18 protein-coding genes and 1 pseudogene are annotated in these 16,809 nt (G+C 71.1%); 10 read left to right on the plus strand and 9 right to left on the minus strand.

What is annotated here, in order from left to right; all coding sequences use genetic code 11:
* Window positions 1-520, minus strand: a pseudogene (locus tag A7B18_RS13285) (hypothetical protein); the annotation flags it as partial.
* Window positions 517-1,251, minus strand: a complete 735-nt coding sequence (locus A7B18_RS13290) for a roadblock/LC7 domain-containing protein (protein ID WP_102127185.1) — start codon at window positions 1,249-1,251, stop codon at window positions 517-519. The gene A7B18_RS13290 and the pseudogene A7B18_RS13285, both read right to left, overlap by 4 nt.
* A gap of 87 nt (window positions 1,252-1,338) precedes the next feature.
* Between A7B18_RS13290 and A7B18_RS13295 the strand changes: the two genes are divergently transcribed.
* The 4 genes from A7B18_RS13295 to A7B18_RS13310 all read left to right on the plus strand — a co-directional run bounded on the left by A7B18_RS13295 (window position 1,339) and on the right by A7B18_RS13310 (window position 4,308).
* Complete coding sequence (locus A7B18_RS13295) at window positions 1,339-1,734, plus strand: GNAT family N-acetyltransferase (RefSeq protein ID WP_102127186.1); 396 nt, start codon at window positions 1,339-1,341, stop codon at window positions 1,732-1,734.
* Window positions 1,735-1,768: 34 nt separating this feature from the next.
* Complete coding sequence (gene ubiE / locus A7B18_RS13300) at window positions 1,769-2,509, plus strand: bifunctional demethylmenaquinone methyltransferase/2-methoxy-6-polyprenyl-1,4-benzoquinol methylase UbiE (RefSeq protein ID WP_102127187.1); 741 nt, start codon at window positions 1,769-1,771, stop codon at window positions 2,507-2,509.
* A gap of 124 nt (window positions 2,510-2,633) precedes the next feature.
* Window positions 2,634-3,758, plus strand: a complete 1,125-nt coding sequence (locus A7B18_RS13305) for a serine hydrolase (protein WP_102127188.1) — start codon at window positions 2,634-2,636, stop codon at window positions 3,756-3,758.
* A 10-nt stretch (window positions 3,759-3,768) separates the two neighbouring features.
* Window positions 3,769-4,308, plus strand: coding sequence for a helix-turn-helix domain-containing protein (locus tag A7B18_RS13310; protein WP_102127189.1), 540 nt, complete (start codon window positions 3,769-3,771; stop codon window positions 4,306-4,308).
* A gap of 61 nt (window positions 4,309-4,369) precedes the next feature.
* Here A7B18_RS13310 and A7B18_RS13315 read toward each other — a convergent pair whose 3' ends face one another.
* From A7B18_RS13315 to A7B18_RS13325, 3 genes are all read right to left on the minus strand, one after another.
* Window positions 4,370-4,969 (minus strand): uracil-DNA glycosylase, encoded by a 600-nt coding sequence (locus A7B18_RS13315; RefSeq protein ID WP_102127190.1) that lies wholly within the window; start codon window positions 4,967-4,969, stop codon window positions 4,370-4,372.
* Window positions 4,970-5,082: 113 nt separating this feature from the next.
* A complete protein-coding gene (locus A7B18_RS13320) occupies window positions 5,083-5,289 on the minus strand; it encodes a hypothetical protein (RefSeq protein ID WP_102127191.1) in 207 nt (68 codons plus the stop codon).
* Between the two features lie 158 nt (window positions 5,290-5,447).
* Window positions 5,448-7,316 (minus strand): acetate--CoA ligase, encoded by a 1,869-nt coding sequence (locus A7B18_RS13325; protein ID WP_102127192.1) that lies wholly within the window; start codon window positions 7,314-7,316, stop codon window positions 5,448-5,450.
* A gap of 267 nt (window positions 7,317-7,583) precedes the next feature.
* On the opposite strand from A7B18_RS13325, the gene ddrC reads away from it, so the two are divergent.
* From ddrC to A7B18_RS13340, 3 genes are all read left to right on the plus strand, one after another.
* Window positions 7,584-8,282, plus strand: a complete 699-nt coding sequence (ddrC, locus tag A7B18_RS13330) for a DNA damage response protein DdrC (RefSeq protein ID WP_102127193.1) — start codon at window positions 7,584-7,586, stop codon at window positions 8,280-8,282.
* Window positions 8,283-8,387: 105 nt separating this feature from the next.
* On the plus strand, window positions 8,388-9,443 hold the full coding sequence (locus A7B18_RS13335) for an LptF/LptG family permease (RefSeq protein WP_102127194.1): 1,056 nt from the start codon (window positions 8,388-8,390) through the stop codon (window positions 9,441-9,443).
* An 8-nt stretch (window positions 9,444-9,451) separates the two neighbouring features.
* Window positions 9,452-10,558 (plus strand): LptF/LptG family permease, encoded by a 1,107-nt coding sequence (locus A7B18_RS13340; RefSeq protein ID WP_102127260.1) that lies wholly within the window; start codon window positions 9,452-9,454, stop codon window positions 10,556-10,558.
* Window positions 10,559-10,565: 7 nt separating this feature from the next.
* Here the strand turns inward: A7B18_RS13340 and A7B18_RS13345 are convergent, their stop codons facing one another.
* The 3 genes from A7B18_RS13345 to A7B18_RS13355 form a co-directional block, all read right to left on the minus strand.
* Window positions 10,566-10,946 (minus strand): hypothetical protein, encoded by a 381-nt coding sequence (locus tag A7B18_RS13345; protein WP_102127195.1) that lies wholly within the window; start codon window positions 10,944-10,946, stop codon window positions 10,566-10,568.
* On the minus strand, window positions 10,936-11,283 hold the full coding sequence (locus A7B18_RS13350; protein WP_102127196.1) for a hypothetical protein: 348 nt from the start codon (window positions 11,281-11,283) through the stop codon (window positions 10,936-10,938). Before A7B18_RS13350 ends, A7B18_RS13345 begins: the two co-directional genes overlap by 11 nt.
* Window positions 11,284-11,361: 78 nt before the next feature.
* Complete coding sequence (locus A7B18_RS13355; RefSeq protein ID WP_102127261.1) at window positions 11,362-11,661, minus strand: Lrp/AsnC family transcriptional regulator; 300 nt, start codon at window positions 11,659-11,661, stop codon at window positions 11,362-11,364.
* 118 nt (window positions 11,662-11,779) lie between these two features.
* Here A7B18_RS13355 and ahbA point away from each other — a divergent pair, with 118 nt between their 5' ends.
* Complete coding sequence (gene ahbA / locus A7B18_RS13360) at window positions 11,780-12,835, plus strand: siroheme decarboxylase subunit alpha (protein WP_102127197.1); 1,056 nt, start codon at window positions 11,780-11,782, stop codon at window positions 12,833-12,835.
* 266 nt (window positions 12,836-13,101) lie between these two features.
* Here the strand turns inward: ahbA and tkt are convergent, their stop codons facing one another.
* A complete protein-coding gene (gene tkt / locus A7B18_RS13365; RefSeq protein WP_102127198.1) occupies window positions 13,102-15,087 on the minus strand; it encodes a transketolase in 1,986 nt (661 codons plus the stop codon).
* Window positions 15,088-15,508: 421 nt separating this feature from the next.
* Here tkt and A7B18_RS13370 point away from each other — a divergent pair, with 421 nt between their 5' ends.
* Together A7B18_RS13370 and A7B18_RS13375 are read left to right on the plus strand one after the other, a co-directional pair.
* Complete coding sequence (locus A7B18_RS13370) at window positions 15,509-16,396, plus strand: GNAT family N-acetyltransferase (protein ID WP_245872877.1); 888 nt, start codon at window positions 15,509-15,511, stop codon at window positions 16,394-16,396.
* Between the two features lie 116 nt (window positions 16,397-16,512).
* Window positions 16,513-16,713 carry a hypothetical protein gene (locus tag A7B18_RS13375; RefSeq protein WP_102127200.1) on the plus strand — a complete coding sequence of 67 codons (201 nt, stop codon included), beginning with the start codon at window positions 16,513-16,515 and terminating at the stop codon, window positions 16,711-16,713.
* The last annotated feature ends 96 nt before the right edge of the window (window positions 16,714-16,809 follow it).

Consider the following 16,809-nt stretch of genomic DNA (forward strand, 5'->3'; position numbering starts at 1 on the left):
CCCGCTCGGGGCGCCCGGCCCCCGCGTCCGCGGCGAGGGCGGCCTGCGCGGCGCCGCCCAGCCCGAACTCGCGCCCCAGGAGCCGGACCTGCGCGGCGCTGCCCCCGGGAGCCTCCGCGAGGAGGGTGAGGGTCTGGTCGGAGAGGGCTTTGCGCATCAGGCCGCGGGCGAGCAGGACCTGGGCCTGCAACTCGGCGGGGGTGCGGGCCAGGGCGCCCCGGGCGCGGCCCAGGGTGTCTTGCAGCCCGCCCGCGAGCTGGCGGTTACGCAGGGTGGGCGCGAGCTGAGCGTAGGCCGTGTCCGCGCGGTCGAGCTGGCCCAGGGCGCGCTCGGCGCTGGCGGGCCGCACCTGCGAGGCGGCGTCCAGGCTCTGTGCGAGGGTGCGGTAGGCCCCGAGGTCCTGGGCGCCCGCCGGGCCCGCCGCGAGGGCGGTGAGGAGGGCGAGGGTTCCGGCGACGTGGCGCAGGGAACGGGGCTGAGGGGAATGGGGTTGGGGGGAACGCGGTGGGCAACTGTTCACGGGGCCTCCCGGAGGTGCTGCAATTCGGCGAGCAGTCGCCCGACGTTGACCTGCGGCCCGGCCACGACCGCCACGCAGTGGCCGCCCAGGGGCCGCATACAGACCGTGCGCCCGCCGAGGTCGGCGGACATCAGCCGCAGGGCGCGTTTCTGGAAGAGCAGGGCGGTCGCCGCGATCACGCCCCCCAGGTTCGCCGCGCCGGAGAGCGAGCGCTCGCGCAGCACCTCGCCCGTCGAGCGGCACACGAGCACCCCCTGCACCCCCGCCATCCGGGCGAGGTGCGTGATCAGGGCGTCCTGGTCGGCGGGGTCGTCCAGCGCGTACGTCCGACCGCCGGGGGGCGTGGTGTAGTCGGGGTCGTCGAACTCGAAGTCGTCGGCGCTCAGGGAGGGGCCGTCGTCCCAGCGGGTGGGGTCGGCCACCGTGAGCGTCGGCTCGTCCCAGGCGGCGGCGACCGGGGCCCCCTCGGGGGCGGCGGGGGCGGGCGCGCCCTGCCGGGCGAGCTGCTGGGCGAGGGCCCCGAGTTCGGCGCGGGCCTGCGCGGCGGGCAGCACGCCGGAGAGCCTGCCCAGCAGCGGGCCTTCGAGCACGCGCCGCATGTCCCGGGCGCTGACCCCCTCGGGGGCGAGCCCCTGCTCGCGCAGCGCCGCCCGCAGCATCGTCTCGGCGGCCCGCTCGGACACGATGCCGGACAGGGTGCGCACAGTCAGGTTGTACACGGCATTCGTCATGGCAGACCTGAACGGAGTGTAGGGACCACCCGCTTACACTTTTCTCTCACCGCCCCGGGACCTGTCCCGGGGCCTGACATTGCCCCCATGCCGCCGACCGACTACCGCGTCCGGGCCGAGGTGGACCCCGCCGCCCTGGGCCGCCTGCGGGGGGCCGCGTGGGGAGAACCGGGCGACGGGAGGGGGTGGCCCGCCGTCCTCGCCCGCAGCCTGACCTGGGTGACGGCGCACGAGGGCGGGAGGCTCGTCGGCTTCGTGAACGTCGCCTGGGATGGGGGCGTCCACGCCTTTCTCCTCGACACGACCGTTCACCCGGACGCGCGGCGGCGCGGCGTCGGCACGCGGTTCGTGAGGACGGCGGCGGACGCGGCGCGGGCGGGCGGGGCGCACTGGCTCCACGTGGACTTCGGGCCCCACCTGGCGGCCTTTTACGCGGGCTGCGGCTTCTCTCCCACGGCGGCGGGGCTCTTGCGGCTGCGGTGACGTGTCCCGGCCCCGCCCGCCTATCATCGCTGCCATGACCTCTTCCCCCTCCACCCCGCCCGTGGGCAACCGGCACGGCGGGCCGCGCGACAAGGGCCGCGAGGTGCAGGCGATGTTCGCCTCCATCGCCCCCCGCTACGACCTCCTCAACCGCGTGCTCAGCCTCGGCGTGGACCGCGGCTGGCGGCGTGAGGCGGCCCGCGAGGCGCTCGGCCTGAGCCCTCGGCGCCTCCTCGACGTGGCGACGGGGACGGCGGACTTCGCCCTCGAACTCAAGGTGCGGGCACCGGAGGCCGAGGTCGTCGGGAGCGACTTCGTGCCGCAGATGCTGGAGATCGGGCGCGCGAAGGCACGGGCGCGGGGGCTCACGATCGGGCTGGAGGAGGGCGACGCCCTGAACCTCCCCTACCCGGACGGCAGCTTCGACGCGGTGACCTGCGCCTTCGGCTTCCGCAACTTCGCCGACTACGGGCAAGGCCTCGCCGAGATGTGGCGGGTCCTCGCCCCGGGGGGCCGCCTCGTCCTGCTGGAATTCCCGCCGCCCCGCCCCGGCCTCTTCGGCTCGGCCTTCCGCGTCTATTTTCGCCACGTCCTGCCGCGCGTCGGGGCGCTGATCAGCGGCAACGCGGGCGCGTACACCTACCTCCCCGAGAGTGTGCTCGCCTTCCCCGACCCCGAACGGCTGGCGGGGCTGATGCACGCCACGGGCTTCCGCACCCGTTACCGCCTGCTGACCTTCGGCATCGCGGCCATCCACGTCGGGGACAAGGGCTGACCCGGGGGTGGGAGGGAGTTCCTCCCCGCCATTCGGGTTGCCGCGAAGTCCGGGTTTTAGACGCCCGCGCCTGTGCGACCGCACCGCCCCTTGTGTTTTACAGAATTACAAAATATTGTAAGACATGCGCAAGCTCCCTCTGCTGGCCCTGGTCCTCCTCCCCGGGTGTGCCCGCGCGCAGGGAGGCGACCCCCTGGCCCCGCTGCTGGAGTTCGCCCGCAGGCAGCCGGGGGACGTGGCCGTGGTGACCTACGCCGTTCGCGCGGACGGCGCGCCCGACCCGGCCCGGCACCGGCTCGCGTGGAACGCGGAGCGGCCCATGCCGCTCGCCAGCACGCGCAAGGTCGTGCTGCTCGCCGCCTACGCGCGGGCGGTGGAGGCCGGGCGGCTGGACCCGGGGGCGCCCGTGCGCCTCTCGGAGTGGGAGGCGTACTACGTCCCCGGCATCGACGGCGGCGCCCACCCGGCGAGCCTGAAGGCGCTGGGCATCCCCGCCGACGCGCACGGGCGGGCGCGGGACGGCTCACGGACGGTGCCCCTCGACACCCTCGCCCGTTTCATGATCGAGACGAGCGACAATGCCGCCGCCGACCTGATCCTCTCGCGGCTGGGACCGGGGGCCATTCCGGGGACGGCTCGCGCGCTGGGGCTGAGCGGGCAGGAGGACTTCGGACCGATTCTCGGCATGGTCGGCCACTGGGCCGCGCCGGACGCCCTGAACGTCTACGCGGGGCAACCCCTGGCGACCCGGGTCGCGCGGGACTGGGCGAAGGCGAACGACCTGAGCCGGGACGCGCAGGCGCGCGGGGACCTGACCCGCCTGCCGACGTGGCCCTCCGCCGCCGAGCAGGCGAGGCTGGCCGACGCGACCGACCCGCGCGGTACCGCGAACGACTCCGCGGGGCTGATGGCGCGCGTGCTGACGGGAACGGGCCTGGGCAAGACCGAGTTGGAGGTCATGCGGCGCCACCTGGGCTGGCCGCTGCGCGTGAATCCGGACAACGCGCAGGCGTTCACGGCCCTGTACGCCAAGGGGGGGAGCCTGACGGGCGTGCTCACCAATACCTTTGCCTTCGCGCCCAAGGTGGGCCCGCGGGCCGGGGAGCGGCTCGTCGTCAGCGTGTTCCTGCGCCGCATTCCGCCGAACGAGGCGGGCCGGCTGACGCAGAGCCTCGAAGGGGCCATGCTCTCGGTCGCCCTCCTCCCGGGCGAGGCGCGGCGCCTGCTCGGTGCCCTGCGGAGCCGGTAAACTCATCCCGGTGAACGACGCCCCCGACCTCGAAGCCCGCCTGCGCGCCCTGGAGGAGCGGGTGCGGGCGTTGGAGGCCGGGCGAGAAGGGTCCGCCGCGCCGCCCACCGCAGCCCAGGACTTCTGGGCGCTCGATACCCTGACGGGCCGGTATCCGCAGGGGGCGGTGCTCTTCTCCGGTCACGTCGAGTTGCCCACGGGCGAGCGGTACGGCTGGCAGGAGACGGCGCTCGCCCCCGATCTCCTCGCCGCCGACTGGGGGGAGGCCGCGCCCGCCCTCGCCGCCCTGGGCCATCCCCTGCGGCTCGCGCTGCTGCGCGCCGTCTTGCACGGGCAGCGCACCACGGCGGACCTCCAGGCCCAGCCGGACCTCGCCGGGGCCGGGAAGCTCTACCACCACCTGCGCGAGTTGCAGGCCGCCGGGTGGCTGACCCCGCAGGGCCGGGGCCGCTACGGGGTGCCCGGCGCCCGCGTCGTGCCCCTGCTGGCGATCCTGCGTGCCACCGGGCCGTTGCTCGCCGCCCCACCTCCCGACGGGCCGGGCGCATAGGTTTGACGGCGGCTGTCTTCCGCGATACCTTAGTTCCATCACCGCCAGAAAGGCGGCTTTTTTATTGCCCTGTTGCCGGAGTGCGCGCGGCGCGCCGGGCGTCCAGCAGCGCGAGCAGGGCCTTTCCCGCCTCGTCCCGGCGGGTGTGGAAATTCTGGGGGCTGGGGTGGGGGCAGGCGAAGGTGGGAAGAGGAGAGCCGACGTGCGGCCACGCCGATTGCGCGTGCCGACCGACGAGCACCACCGCCCGCAACTCCGGCAGCAGGGAGAGCAGGTGCCGGGTGAGCGGCGCGGCCTCGGCGTACTGGGCACGCACCGGGGCGACGACCCCGCCCGCGCTCATCTGCCAGGGCACGGCGTTCCACACGGCGACCTGCCTGCGCGGCAAGCCCGCCAGATGCAGGAGGCAGGTCAGATTCTCGGCGGTCGCGTTCGGGTTGTCGAGCGAGACGAAGCCCGTGAGACTCGCCGTGGGGCCGGGCGATTCGAGCAGCAGCAGGACCCGTGCCCCCACCCCGCCGTCCGCCGGGTCGAGGGAGGGAGTCCACCGCTCGGCACTGAGAACGTCCACCCAGCCGTTCAGCGGCGCGACGTGGGGGGCGAGGCGTTGATCCAGACGCGCCCGCAACACGTCGGGAAAGCCGAGACTTCGGGTCTGCACGGGTTCCTTCTACCACCGGGCTGCAAGATTTGACACCGCCTGCATACCGCGCTATCTTTTTTCTATCCCCGCCCGAGAGGCGGATTTTTTATTGCTCACTTCACTGCCTGCCGTCACGCCGACCCGCCGCGGCCCTTGGCAGCCTTCCAGGTGCCGCCGTAGCGGTATTCGGGATTGTCCTCGGCCTCGGTGCGGCGGCAGGGCGGACACAGGAAGACCCAGCCTTCCTCCTCGCGGCGCACCACGCGGTACATGACGGGCGAGGGCTGGCCGCAGCGGGCACACGCCTTCTCTCGCTGCCTGTGGGGTTCGGCGGGCATAGGGGTGAGTGTAGGGGCCGCCCCGCGCCCCGCTGTGAGCCCCGGCTTTCGGTCTTCCTGCGGGATTTGGCGGGGAGTCTCGCCTCCAGCCATGGGATGCCGCACTCTTCAGGGGGACGGCCCTTGCCTCCCTGGCCTGCCACTGCTCCGGCGCCGTCCTAGCCCTCCAGCGTCGTCAGGTCGCCGGGGTCCTGACCGAGGGCCTGGGCCCGCAGAAGGCGCCGCATGATCTTGCCGCTGCGGGTCTTCGGGAGGCTGGGGACCACATGCACGGCCCCCGGCGCGGCGATGGGCCCGAGTTCGCGCCGGACGTGCTCGGTGATGCTCGCGCACAGCCCGGGGCTGTCCTCGTGCCCGGCCCGCAGGATGACGTGCGCGACGATGCTCTCGCCCTTCAGCTCGTCGGGGACGCCGATCACCGCCGCCTCCGCCACGGCGGGGTGGGACACCAGCGCGTCCTCCACGTCCGCCGAGCCGATGCGGTGTCCCGCCACGCTGAGCACGTCGTCCGCCCTCCCCAGGATGCTGATGTAGCCGTGCTCGTCCCGCAGGGCGAGGTCGCCGCTGAGATACCCGGCGGGGTTGGCGTTCCACAGCGAGGCGTACTTCTCGGGGTTCCCGTGCAGCCCGCGCAACATGGAGGGAAAGGGGCGGCGGATCACCAGGTGTCCCTGCGTGCCGTCCGGCACGGGCTGCCCGTCCTCGTCCACCACGTCGGCCTCCACGCCCGCCAGGGGCCTCCCCGCGTAGCCGGGGCGGGCGGGCCAGCGCGGGTGGGTGCCCAGCGTCGGGCCGCCGAGTTCGGTCTGCCACCAGTTGTCGATCACGACCCCGTGCGCGCCCTCTCCCAGCCCGCCGCCGACCTGCTCCTGTGCCCAGCGCCACGCCTCCGGGTTCAGCGGCTCGCCCGCGCAGGCGATCACCCGCAGCGAGGAGAGGTCGTAGGGCTTGAGCACCCCTTCTCCCAGCTTCATGAACAGGCGCAGGGCGGTCGGCGCGGTGAAGAGCACGTCCACCCCGTAGCGCTCGACCGTGCGCCACAGCACGCCGGGGTCGGGGAAGTCGGGCGCCCCCTCGCGGAAGAGGACCGTCGCCCCCGCCACGAGCGGCCCATAGACGATGTAGCTGTGCCCGACCACCCAGCCGATGTCGCTCGTGCACATGAACACGTCGCCGGGGTGCACGTCGAAAAGAGCCCTCAGGTGGTACGCCACGCCCACCATGTACCCGCCGTGCGCGTGGACGACACCCTTGGGTTTGCCGGTGCTGCCGCTCGTGTACAGCACGAAGAGGGGATGCTCGGCGGGCACCGGGACGGCGGGCGCCCGACCGTGGGTGAAAAGGGATTCCCACGCCACCGTCCGCACGTCGTGTTCGCGCGAGAAGGTCTTGATGCGCTCCCACAGCACCAGATGCTCGACCCCCGCCAGATCGGCCACGGCCTCGGCGGCGATGGCGTAGAGGTCCACGAGCTTGCCCCGGCGGTGGCCCACGTCGGCGGTGATCACGACCCGCGCCCCGGCATCCGTGATGCGGTCCCGCAGCGCACCCACGCCCAGCCCCGCGTACACGACGCTGTGGACGGCCCCGATCCGCGCGCAGGCGAGCATGGCGACGCAGCCTTCCGGTGTCAGCGGCATGTAGATCACCACCCGGTCACCCACCCCGACGCCGAGAGAACGCAGCCCCGCCGCCGCCCGCTCGACCCGCTCGTGCAGCATCCCGTAGGTGAGGACCTGCGCCTCCTCGGTCTCCGAGACCCAGACGAGGGCCGCCCGCGTCCGCGCCTCTCCCCGCGCGTGGCGGTCGAGGGCATTCAGGGTGATGTTCGTCTCGCCGTCCGTGAACCACCCGTGCTCGGGGTGGTTCCAGGTCAGGCCCGTGGTGGGCTCGCGCGTCCACTCGTAGCCCTGCGCTTCACTCAGCCAGAAGCCGTCGGGGTCCGTGCGGGCGCGGTCAATGTCCGCCTGGGGGTCGTAGCGCAGGCGAGAGAGGACGCTCTGGGGGGTGGGGATGCGGTCGGTCATGGGCGCGTCCTCCTGTGAAGGGTGGGGCGTGGGTTGTGGCTTGAGGCGCAGTGTAAGGCGGGCCCGGCCCTGTCGGCAGCCGTGTCCCCAACGGAGAAACGGCCTCTCTGGAGGGGTCTTTCTACAGAATTCGCCCGCAAAACGTGGTGTCCCGAATGACAAGACAAACTTCAAAAGCCCCTCCCACACGACTTACAGCGTTCCGTTCCGTCTCGGACAAAGCCGAGCTTGTTACGTCAAAAACATAATCCGTGCTAAGATATACGCATGAAGACGGCTCCCATCACCCTGGAATTCGGTACGCAGCGCCTGCCCGCCAGCGCGGACGGGTTGCTGCACGCTGGGGCGGCCCTCTCGACCCTGGGCGTCCCCATGCCTGCCGACTGGACGGCTTTTTCGGAAGAACACGACCTGACCAGCCCCGAGCGCGACTTCGGGGTGGGGCCCGAGGCGACCCTCAGCGCCGCCGAGTTTGCGCAGCTCTCCTTCGCGCTGGGCACCCCCGAGGCGCGGCGCTGGCGCAAGCGGGCGCAGACGCTGCTCGCCCGCGCGCTGACCGGCGACGTGCGGCTGGCCGCCGAGATCGCCGAGCGCAACGCGAACCCCGAGGCCCGGCGCTGGCTCACGGCCCGGCTGGAGAGCACGGAAGCCCGCCGCACCCTGATGAGCACGGTCGCGCGTCACGGCGGCGAGGGCCGCGTCTACGGCCAGCTCGGCTCGATCAGCAACCGCAGCGTGCTGGGCACCGACTCGGCCACCATCCGCCGGGAGCGCGGCGTGCGCCACACCCGCGACGGCCTGCGCAGCGAGGAACTGCTGCGGCTGGCCTACCTCGACACCGCCACCGCCCGCGCCATCGCCGAGCGCGGCGCCCAGGGCAACGAGGCGATCTTGCGCCTGCACGAGGAGGTCGCCCGCCGCGAGCGGCACCTGTGGGACCACCCGATGACGCCCAAGGCAGGCTGAGGCTCGACTGAGAAGAGGCTCCACCACGAGGACGGTGGGGCCTCTTTTTCGTCGCCCCCGCCCCGTGGTCGACTCCTCAGTTGCCCTCAGGGAACTTCCCCTAGAATGCCGCCCGTGTCCGCCATCCTGATCCGCTCCGTGCTGCGCGAGGTGTTGCGGTGGTACGCGGCGGGACTGGCCCTGTTCCTCGTCCTCCAGCTCGCCGACATCCTCAGCACCACGGTGGGCCTGCTCCTCGGCTACGACGCGACCCCGCTGGAGGCGCTGACCGCCTTCGGGGCCTTCGCGCCCACCATCCTCAACCGCGCACTCGTGCTGGCGGTGCCCTTCGCGGTGCTGCTCGCCTTCGGACGGCTTCAGGGCGACAGCGAACTCAAGGCGATGTTCGCGGCGGGCGGGCGTCCCCTGGGGCTGGTGTGGCCGCTCGCGTTGCCCTTCGTGCTGGTGGGGCTGGTCGCGTTCGTGAATGCCGGGTACGTGGTGCCCGCCGGGCTCGACCGCTGGGACCGGGCGTGGTACGGCATCTACGGCACCACCCCGCCGCCCCCCACCCAGGACAACTACCCCTACGCGCCGCCCGGGGCGCTTTTCTACGCGGGCCGGGTCCGCAACGACTCCGGCGGCCCGGTGGCTCAGCTCGACGGCGTGCTCGTGCAGCGCGGCGAGGAGACGGTCACCGCCCAGTCGGGGACCTGGGACACGGCGGGGCGCACCTGGACGGTGACGGACGCCTGGATCACCCGCCCCGGCGAGGACCCCCGGCAGGTCAGGGGGCCCCTCGTCTTCCCGCAGCGCGACACCCTGAGCCCGCCCCAGCCCCCCGCGAACAAGGTCAGCACGCCGAGGCTGCGCGAGCGGCTGGGGTCGGCGAACCTCAGCCCCGCCCAGCGGCGCGACGACACCTTCCAGCTCGCCGCGCGGGTGGCCGATCCCCTGACGCCCGTGGTCTTCGCGCTCGCGGCGGGGGCGCTGGGGCTCCTGATCCGCAACCGGGCGGCGGCCTTCGCGGCGGTGCTCGTCTTCATCGTGGTGTTCTACGTGCTGTGGACGACCGTGCCGCAACTCGCGCGGGCGGGGGCGGTGGCGCCGACTCTCGCGGCGTGGCTGCCCAACCTCGTCTTCTTGCTGTTCGCCGCCCTGAGCGCCTGGAGGCTGCGGTGAGATTTCCCCTGAAGAGGTTCGAGCGCTACGTCCTCGCCGAGATTCTCCCCACGCTCGTCGGGGCGCTCGCCGCCGTGATCGTGCTCGTGCTGCTCAGCCTCCTGGAGGCGGCCATCGCGCCGCTGCTCGCCAAGGGAGCGAACCCGCTGCTCGTCGCGCGGCTCGTGGCCCTCAACGTGCCCGAGGCGGTCGCCACCGCGCTGCCCATCGCCCTGATGTTCGCCACCCTGCTCGCCCTCTCGCGCCTCGCCGCCGACTCGGAGATCAAGGCCGCGCTCGCGGGGGGCGTCCCGGCCTCGCGGCTCTTCCGTCCTGTGCTGCTCCTCGCCGCGGGGGTGACGGTGCTCTCCTTCGCCCTGAGCGAGGTCTTCGTCACCCGCGCCAAGGTGCGCGTGCAGGCCGTGCAGCGCGAGATCGTGCTCGACAATCCCCGGGTGATCGGGTTGGGGGAGACGGGGCCGAGCGGAAGCGGCCTGGTGCTGCGCGACGCCCTGGGCCGGGCGATCAGCGTGGGGCGGGCGCTCCCGGGCGGTGAGCTGCGCGATCTGCGGATCGTGACCATGCAATCGGGCCTTCCCCCCCGCGAGGTGATCACGGCGCGGCGCGGGCGGCTTCTGCCCGGCAGCAACGTCTTGGAGCTGGAGGACGGGCGGCGGGAGACCTTTCAGGACGCGCGGCCCGTCACGGTGCTGACCTTCGCGCGGGGCACCCTGCCCGTGCAGGACGTGCAGGCGAGCTTCGAGGGCGGGAGCGCGGCGCTCGACCCCATCTACCTGCCGATCTCGCAACTGATCGAGCGGACAAGCACCTACCGGGAACAGAGCGTGCGCGCCCCCAAGGACTTCACCGCCCTGCACCGCCGCTTCGCCGAACCGCTCGCCGCGCTGGCGCTGGCCTTCTTCGCCGTGAGCCTCGCCGTGTACACCTTCCGCAGCGGGCTCAATATGGGGCTGGTGTGGGCGCTGCTCCTGAGCTTCGCCTATTACGCCACCTGGAGCGTCTTCCGGGTGATGGGGGAGAACGGGGCCCTGCCGCCGTCCGTGGCCGCCTACGCGCCCGACCTGATCGCGGTGCTGGCGGGGTTGGTGCTGCTGTGGCGGGCGGGGCGGCGGTGAGGAACAGTCAGATAGAGATGCCCAGGACGCGCATCCGTTCCAGGAGGTCGTCGTAGGCGGCCCGCGCTTCCGGAAGCTTCCGCACCAGCCACCGCTCGTCCCTGCACTCGTAGCGAGCCGCTTGGCTGAGCCTTTTCAGGATCACGAAGGCGCTGGCGACCTCGACAAGCGGCGTGGGGACTTCGCGTTGAAGGGTGCGCGGGATACTCTCGTAGTTGAAGTCGGTGTTCTGGTAGCCGGGTCGAACGTCGCTGATGTGTGCCCGGATCACGTGCAGGACGGTGTACGTCATCAGGGTGATTCGCCAGTCGAGCGCATCCTCGGGGAGCCCGTCGAGGATGCGCCTGTTGTGCTGAGCCTGCGCTTCGTGCCTAGCTTTACTGGGCATCTGTCGTCTGGAAGATGAGGTCGTCCACCCATCCCCCGGCGGTGTGGGCGGCGACCATCAATGCTACACCCAGATCACGCTTGGGGAGATACTCGTCGTCCTTGCTCGGATCAATCCGGCACGTCAGAACCAGGCCGCCACCCGGCCCAACCGAGATCGTGAGGTGACGCAGCCCCAGCTCCCGGAGAGCGGGCGCCGCCGCCTTCACCGCGAGGACAGCCGGGAGGGCCTCGCTCTCCAGGACCAGCGCCCGCTGAATGGCCCCCACCGGACTCACCAGATCGAGGGTCACGAACTCGTCTTCCGTTCCCGCCGTCGTCTGCCTCGCTGCCGTCACCCTGCCTCCCATCGCCGCCGATTTCGCCGATCCTGTTCTGAGAGTCTACCCCCGCTCAGGCGGCCTTCCATGCCCGTGTCATGACCCTCCCCCTTCCCCCTCGTCCAGCCCCACGCCGAAGCCCTGGTCGAGCAGGGCCTCGCTGTAGGTGCGGAAGGCGAGCATCGTCTGGGTGCGGGTGATGCCGTCCACCTTTCGGAGGTGCCCCGTCACCACGTCATCGAGGTCCTCGTAGCGGGCGAGGCGCAAGATCGCCACGATGTCCCACTCGCCCGTCACCGAGTACACCTCGCGCACGCTGGGCACGCTCGCCAGCGCCTCGGCGGTTTCCTGAATACGCTGACGCTCGGCCTGGACCATCACGATTGCGGTGACCATGCCCGCATTGTGGACCATCCGGGAGAGGGTCAGCGTGCCCACTTTTCTCCGCCCAGCGCGCCTCCCGACCGGTCGTTCGGGGACGTTCTGCCGCCCGGCGCGGACGTATTCTGGGCGCATGACTGCCCCCGCCCCCACGCCCGCGCAGGTGACGCCGCGCGAGCAATTGCTCAACCGCATCCAGCGCGATATTCCCATCGTGCGGCGCCCCTACCGCGTCATTGCCGAGGAGGTCGGGCTGACGGAGGCCGAGGCGCTCGATATTCTGCGCGAGGTGAAGGCGGAGGGCGTGCTGCGGCAGGTGAGCGCCATCTTCGACACCCGCACGCTGGGGTACAAGTCGAGCCTGGTGGCCGCCGTGCACGACGAGGATCAGCTCGACGCGGGAGCCGAGATCGTCAACGGGCACCCCGGCGTCAGCCACAACTACAAGCGCAACCACAGCTTCAACCTCTGGTACACCATCGCCGTGCCGCCCGAGAGCGACTTGGAGGCGCACGTCCAGAAGCTGCACGAGCTGAGCGGCGCCCGGGTGACCCGGCTGATGCCTACCCTGCACCTCTTCAAGATCGGGGTCGAGTTCGACATGAGCGGCAAGGAGGACTGGAACGCCAAGGCCGCCCCGCAGTACACGAACGCGGACCGCAACATCGGCTATCAGGTGACCGACCTCGACCGCGCCTTCGTGCTGGAGTTCCAGAAGGACCTGCCAGTGACCGAGGAGCCCTACGCGGACGCCTGCGCCGCCCTGGGCCTGAGCATCGACGAGGTGGCCGCCCACGCCCAGAAGATGAAGGAGGCGGGGGCCCTGCGCCGCGTCTCCGCCGTCTTCCGCCACCAGAAGGCGGGCTTCACCTTCAACGCGATGGGCGTGTGGGCCGTGCCGCACGAGGAGGTCGCCGAGACGGGCCGCCGCATGGCCGAGTTCAAGGCGGTCTCGCACTGCTACCTGCGTCCCACCTACCCCGAGTGGCCCTACACGATCTTCACGATGGTCCACGGGCGCAGCAAGGAGGAGGCGTTCGGCAAGATCGCCGCCATCGAGCGTGAGGTCGCCCCCGGCCTCGACCACGCCATCCTGTATTCGACGAAGGAGTACAAGAAGATTCGGCTGGAATTCTACAAGCCCGAGTTCTATCAGTGGGCGAAGGACAATCTGGGGACCGAGGCGTAAGGTCTAGAGGAAGGGGCGGCGCTGGGGCGGAGGCTTCGGCGCCCTTCTTTTTGAAAGTGAAGGGCATGGGGAGGGCGTTGGCGTTCCCCCCTCCCAGCCTCTGCAAGCAGCTCTGCGAGTCTCGCGGTGCGAGCTGTACCAGTCCCCCAGGAGGGGGAACTCGCAGAGCTGTGCAGCAGAGGAGGAAGAACTCAGCTCCCAGAAAAGCGCCCACCCCTTCACGGAAGTGGACGCCACTGTTCTGCTGATCGCTCAAGACCGACCGCCTACAGAATCCCCTTCACCACCTTGACCACGTTCGGCACGCTGAAGCCGAATTTCTCGAACAGCACCTTGGCGGGGGCGGAGGCGCCGAAGCCTTCCATTCCGATCACGGCGCCGTCCGAGCCCGTCCACTCGTACCAGGGCTGCTTGCTGGCGGCCTCGATGGCGACGCGCTTCACGCCAGGGGTCAGCACCGAGTCGCGGTAGCTCGCGTCCTGCTCGCGGAAGACCTCCATGCAGGGCATCGAGACGACGCGGGCGGGGATGCCCTCCCCGCTCAGCGCCTCGGCGGCGTCCAGGGCGAGGCCGACCTCCGAGCCGCTGGCGATCAGGATGACCTGCGCGCCCTCGGCGTCGCGCACCACGTAGGCGCCCTTCCTCACGCCCGCGTGATTTCGGGGCAGCACGGGGAGGTCCTGGCGGGAGAGCGCCAGCGCCGTGGGCCCGGTGCCGTGCTCCAGCGCCATCAGCCACGCGGCGGCGGTCTCGTTCGCGTCGGCGGGGCGGATGACGCGGGCATTGGGTGTGGCGCGCAGCATGGCGAGCTGCTCGATGGGCTGGTGGGTGGGGCCGTCCTCGCCCAGGCCGATGGAGTCGTGCGTCAGGACGTAGGTGACGGGCTGCATCTGGATCGCCGAGAGGCGGAAGGCGGGCTTGAGGTAGTCGGCGAAGACGAGGAAGGTGCCTACCATCGGACGCGGGCCACCGTACAGCGCCAGACCGTTGGCGGCGGCGGCCATGCCGAACTCGCGCACGCCGAAGTAGACGTTGCGGCCCTCATAGTGGCCGGGCAGCAGCTCGCCGCCGTCCTTGATCGTGGTCTTCGTGCTGCCGCTGAGGTCCGCGCTGCCGCCCATCAGGCCGGGCACGACCCCCGCGAGCGCGTTGATGACCTCCCCGCTCGCGTTCCGGGTGGCGATGCCCTTGCCGCCCACCTCGAAGTTGGGGAGGGCGTCAGCGAGGTTCTGGGGCAACTCACGCTTGAGGAGGGCCATCACCTCGGCGGCGAGGTCGGGGTGCGCCTCCCCGTAGCGGTCGAACATGGCCTGCCACTCGGCCTCCTGCCGCGCCCCGCGCTCGGTCGCGTCCATATGGGCGCGCACCTCGTCCGGCACCGTGAAGGGCGGGTAATCCCAGCCCAGGGCCGCCTTCGTCGCCGCCACGCCGTCCGCACCCAGCGGCTCGCCGTGCGCCTTGCTCGTGCCCGCACGGGGGCTGCCGAACCCGATGATGGTTCGGACCTGAATCAGGGTGGGCTGGTCTTTGTTCCCCTGCGCCTGCCGGATCGCCGCCTCGATCTCGTCCAGGTTGTTGCCGTCCTCGACGCGCAAGACCTCCCAGCCGTAGGCGCGGTACCGCTCGGCGGTGTCCTCCGACTCGGCCTTGTCGGTCGCGGTATCGAGCTGCACCGAGTTGTCGTCGTGCAGCCAGATCAACTTGCCCAAGCGGAGGTGCCCGGCCAGCGCCGCCGACTCGTGATTCACGCCCTCCTGGAGGTCGCCGTCACCCAGGATGGAGTACACGTAGTTGTCGAAGACCGGGAAGCCCTCGCGGTTGTAGCGGGCGGCGAGGTGGGCTTCCGCCATCGCCATCCCGACCGTCATCGCCGCGCCCTGGCCGAGCGGGCCGGTGGTCGCGTCGAGGCCCTTGGTGTGGAAGAACTCGGGGTGGCCGGGGGTCTTGCTGCCCCACTGGCGGAAGTTCTTGATGTCGTCGAGCGGCATGTCGTACCCGGTGAGGTGCAGCAGCGAGTAGATCAGCATGGAGGCGTGCCCCGCCGACAGCACGAAGCGGTCGCGCCCGGCCCACTCGGGGTTTTTGGGGTTGTGGCGCAGGAAGCGCTGCCACACCACGTAGCCCATCGGGGCGGCTCCCAGCGGCGCTCCCGGGTGACCGCTGTTGGCCTGCTGCACGGCGTCGATGGCTAGCGTGCGGATGGTGTTCACGCTGAGCTGGTCCACACTCTGCTGCTGTTGGGTAGCCGTCATGCGGCCAGTGTAATCGCCCTGGGAAAGCGTCCGGTTCGGTGTGTCTTCACCCGGAGACCAGAGAAATCTCCCCAAAAGCACATGCCCCCACCGGACACAGGCGAGGGCACAGTCTGAAACAGGGGTGGGGGCGCTCGGCTCCCTCCGGTTCGGTGAACAAGCACACCAGCGGCGCTTCCATTCCGGTGAGGGCAGAATACGGCAGTGGCGTAATCCTGTCAAGCCAATACGTGAATGTGACCTGAGTATGAGTTGGTCTGTATGGGCGGTGGAGGCGGCTGTCACGGATGGGGCCACAAGCCGAGGGCACGCATATGCAGACCTCCGCCATTTTGCCTAGGCTCCTGATTCGCGTCGCAGGGCCCCGCCGTCACACCATGAACGCATGAACAGTCCTGTCTCGGCCCCGACAGAGACGCCTTTGGCGATACGCCCCTTCCAGAATGCCGACGCCCCCGCCGTCGCGCGGCTCGTCACCGAGGGCGTGCGGGGGCACTGGACGTACACGCCGGAGCAATTCCGCGGGGGGATGGATTCCGGGCGCCTCGTGGCGGAGCGTGGCGGTGAGGTCGTGGCGACGATGCGGCTCAGCCCCTTCGGCTCGGGCGCACCGGGCGCGCTGCGACTCGACCCCGCGGGGGACGGCTCGGCCTTCACGGCGCTTTACCTAATGGCCCTGGCCGCCTTGCCGCATGGCTTCACCCGCCTCCTGGGTGTGACGCGCGAGGACTGGCCCGAGACGATGGACTTTTTCCACGCGGCGGGCTTTCGCAACGCCTGGCAGTCGTGGGGGGCGCACATGAGCCTGACCGGATTCGACCCCGAGCGCTTTCGACCTTTGGAGGAGAGGCTGTACCTGCAAGGCTACGAGGTCGGGCATCTGGGTCCGGAGACGGGGGAGGCGGACTGGGAGGGCCTCCACCGATTGCATGTTCTGGGTGTGCGGGACGCGCCGCGCAACCCCACGACGCCTGACCCGCTGAGCCGGGAGGAACTGCGGGAAACCATCCTGCGGGAGGAGGCCGCCTTCGTCGTTCGCTTCCGGGGCGAGGTCGTCGCCAGCACCCGCCTGTCACTGAGGGGCCGGGAGGTAGAGAGCGAGCAGACCGTGACCCACCCCGCTCACCGCTCGCGCGGCCTCGCCACCCTCGCCAAGGTCCACGCCCTCGCGTGGGCACGACAGCAGGGGTTCACGCAGGCCGGAACGGGCGGGACCGTCCTCAACTTGCCCATGTTGCGGGTCAACGCCCGGTTGGGGTACGTGGCCGGGCCCATGTGGGTGACGTGGGAGAGGGAACTGCGTGGCTGATGGGCCGGGGAGACGGGACCCGTCCATCCGCTCCCGCCCCACCCACCCGACGCCGGGTCGCGAAGTTTGAGAGGTTTTGTAAGGAAAGCTTAATAGTTGGGGTGCAAGCTTTGGGTGTGTCTCCTCTGACCCTCGAAGAACTGGTGGCCTACTTCGCCCATGCCCAGCCCCAGGATCAGGCGTACCGTGAGATCGATTTCGTACGGCTGATCGAGGAATTGGGGCTGGAGAGCGCGAACCAGCTTCGCCGCGAGATAGTGGCCCAGCTCGCAGGCGGGCGGCGCCTCCAGGTGATCCGGGCCGAATTCGCCGCCTGACCAGCCCGGGAACGTCTCACAGCCGCCTCTTCAGCCCCGCTCCGGCGGGGTTTGTGCTTTCCAGACGAACGCGAGTTCCTGGTGTTGGCAGGACGG

The sequence above is a fragment of the Deinococcus planocerae genome (assembly GCF_002869765.1).
In the GTDB taxonomy this organism is placed as follows: Bacteria; Deinococcota; Deinococci; order Deinococcales; family Deinococcaceae; genus Deinococcus; species Deinococcus planocerae.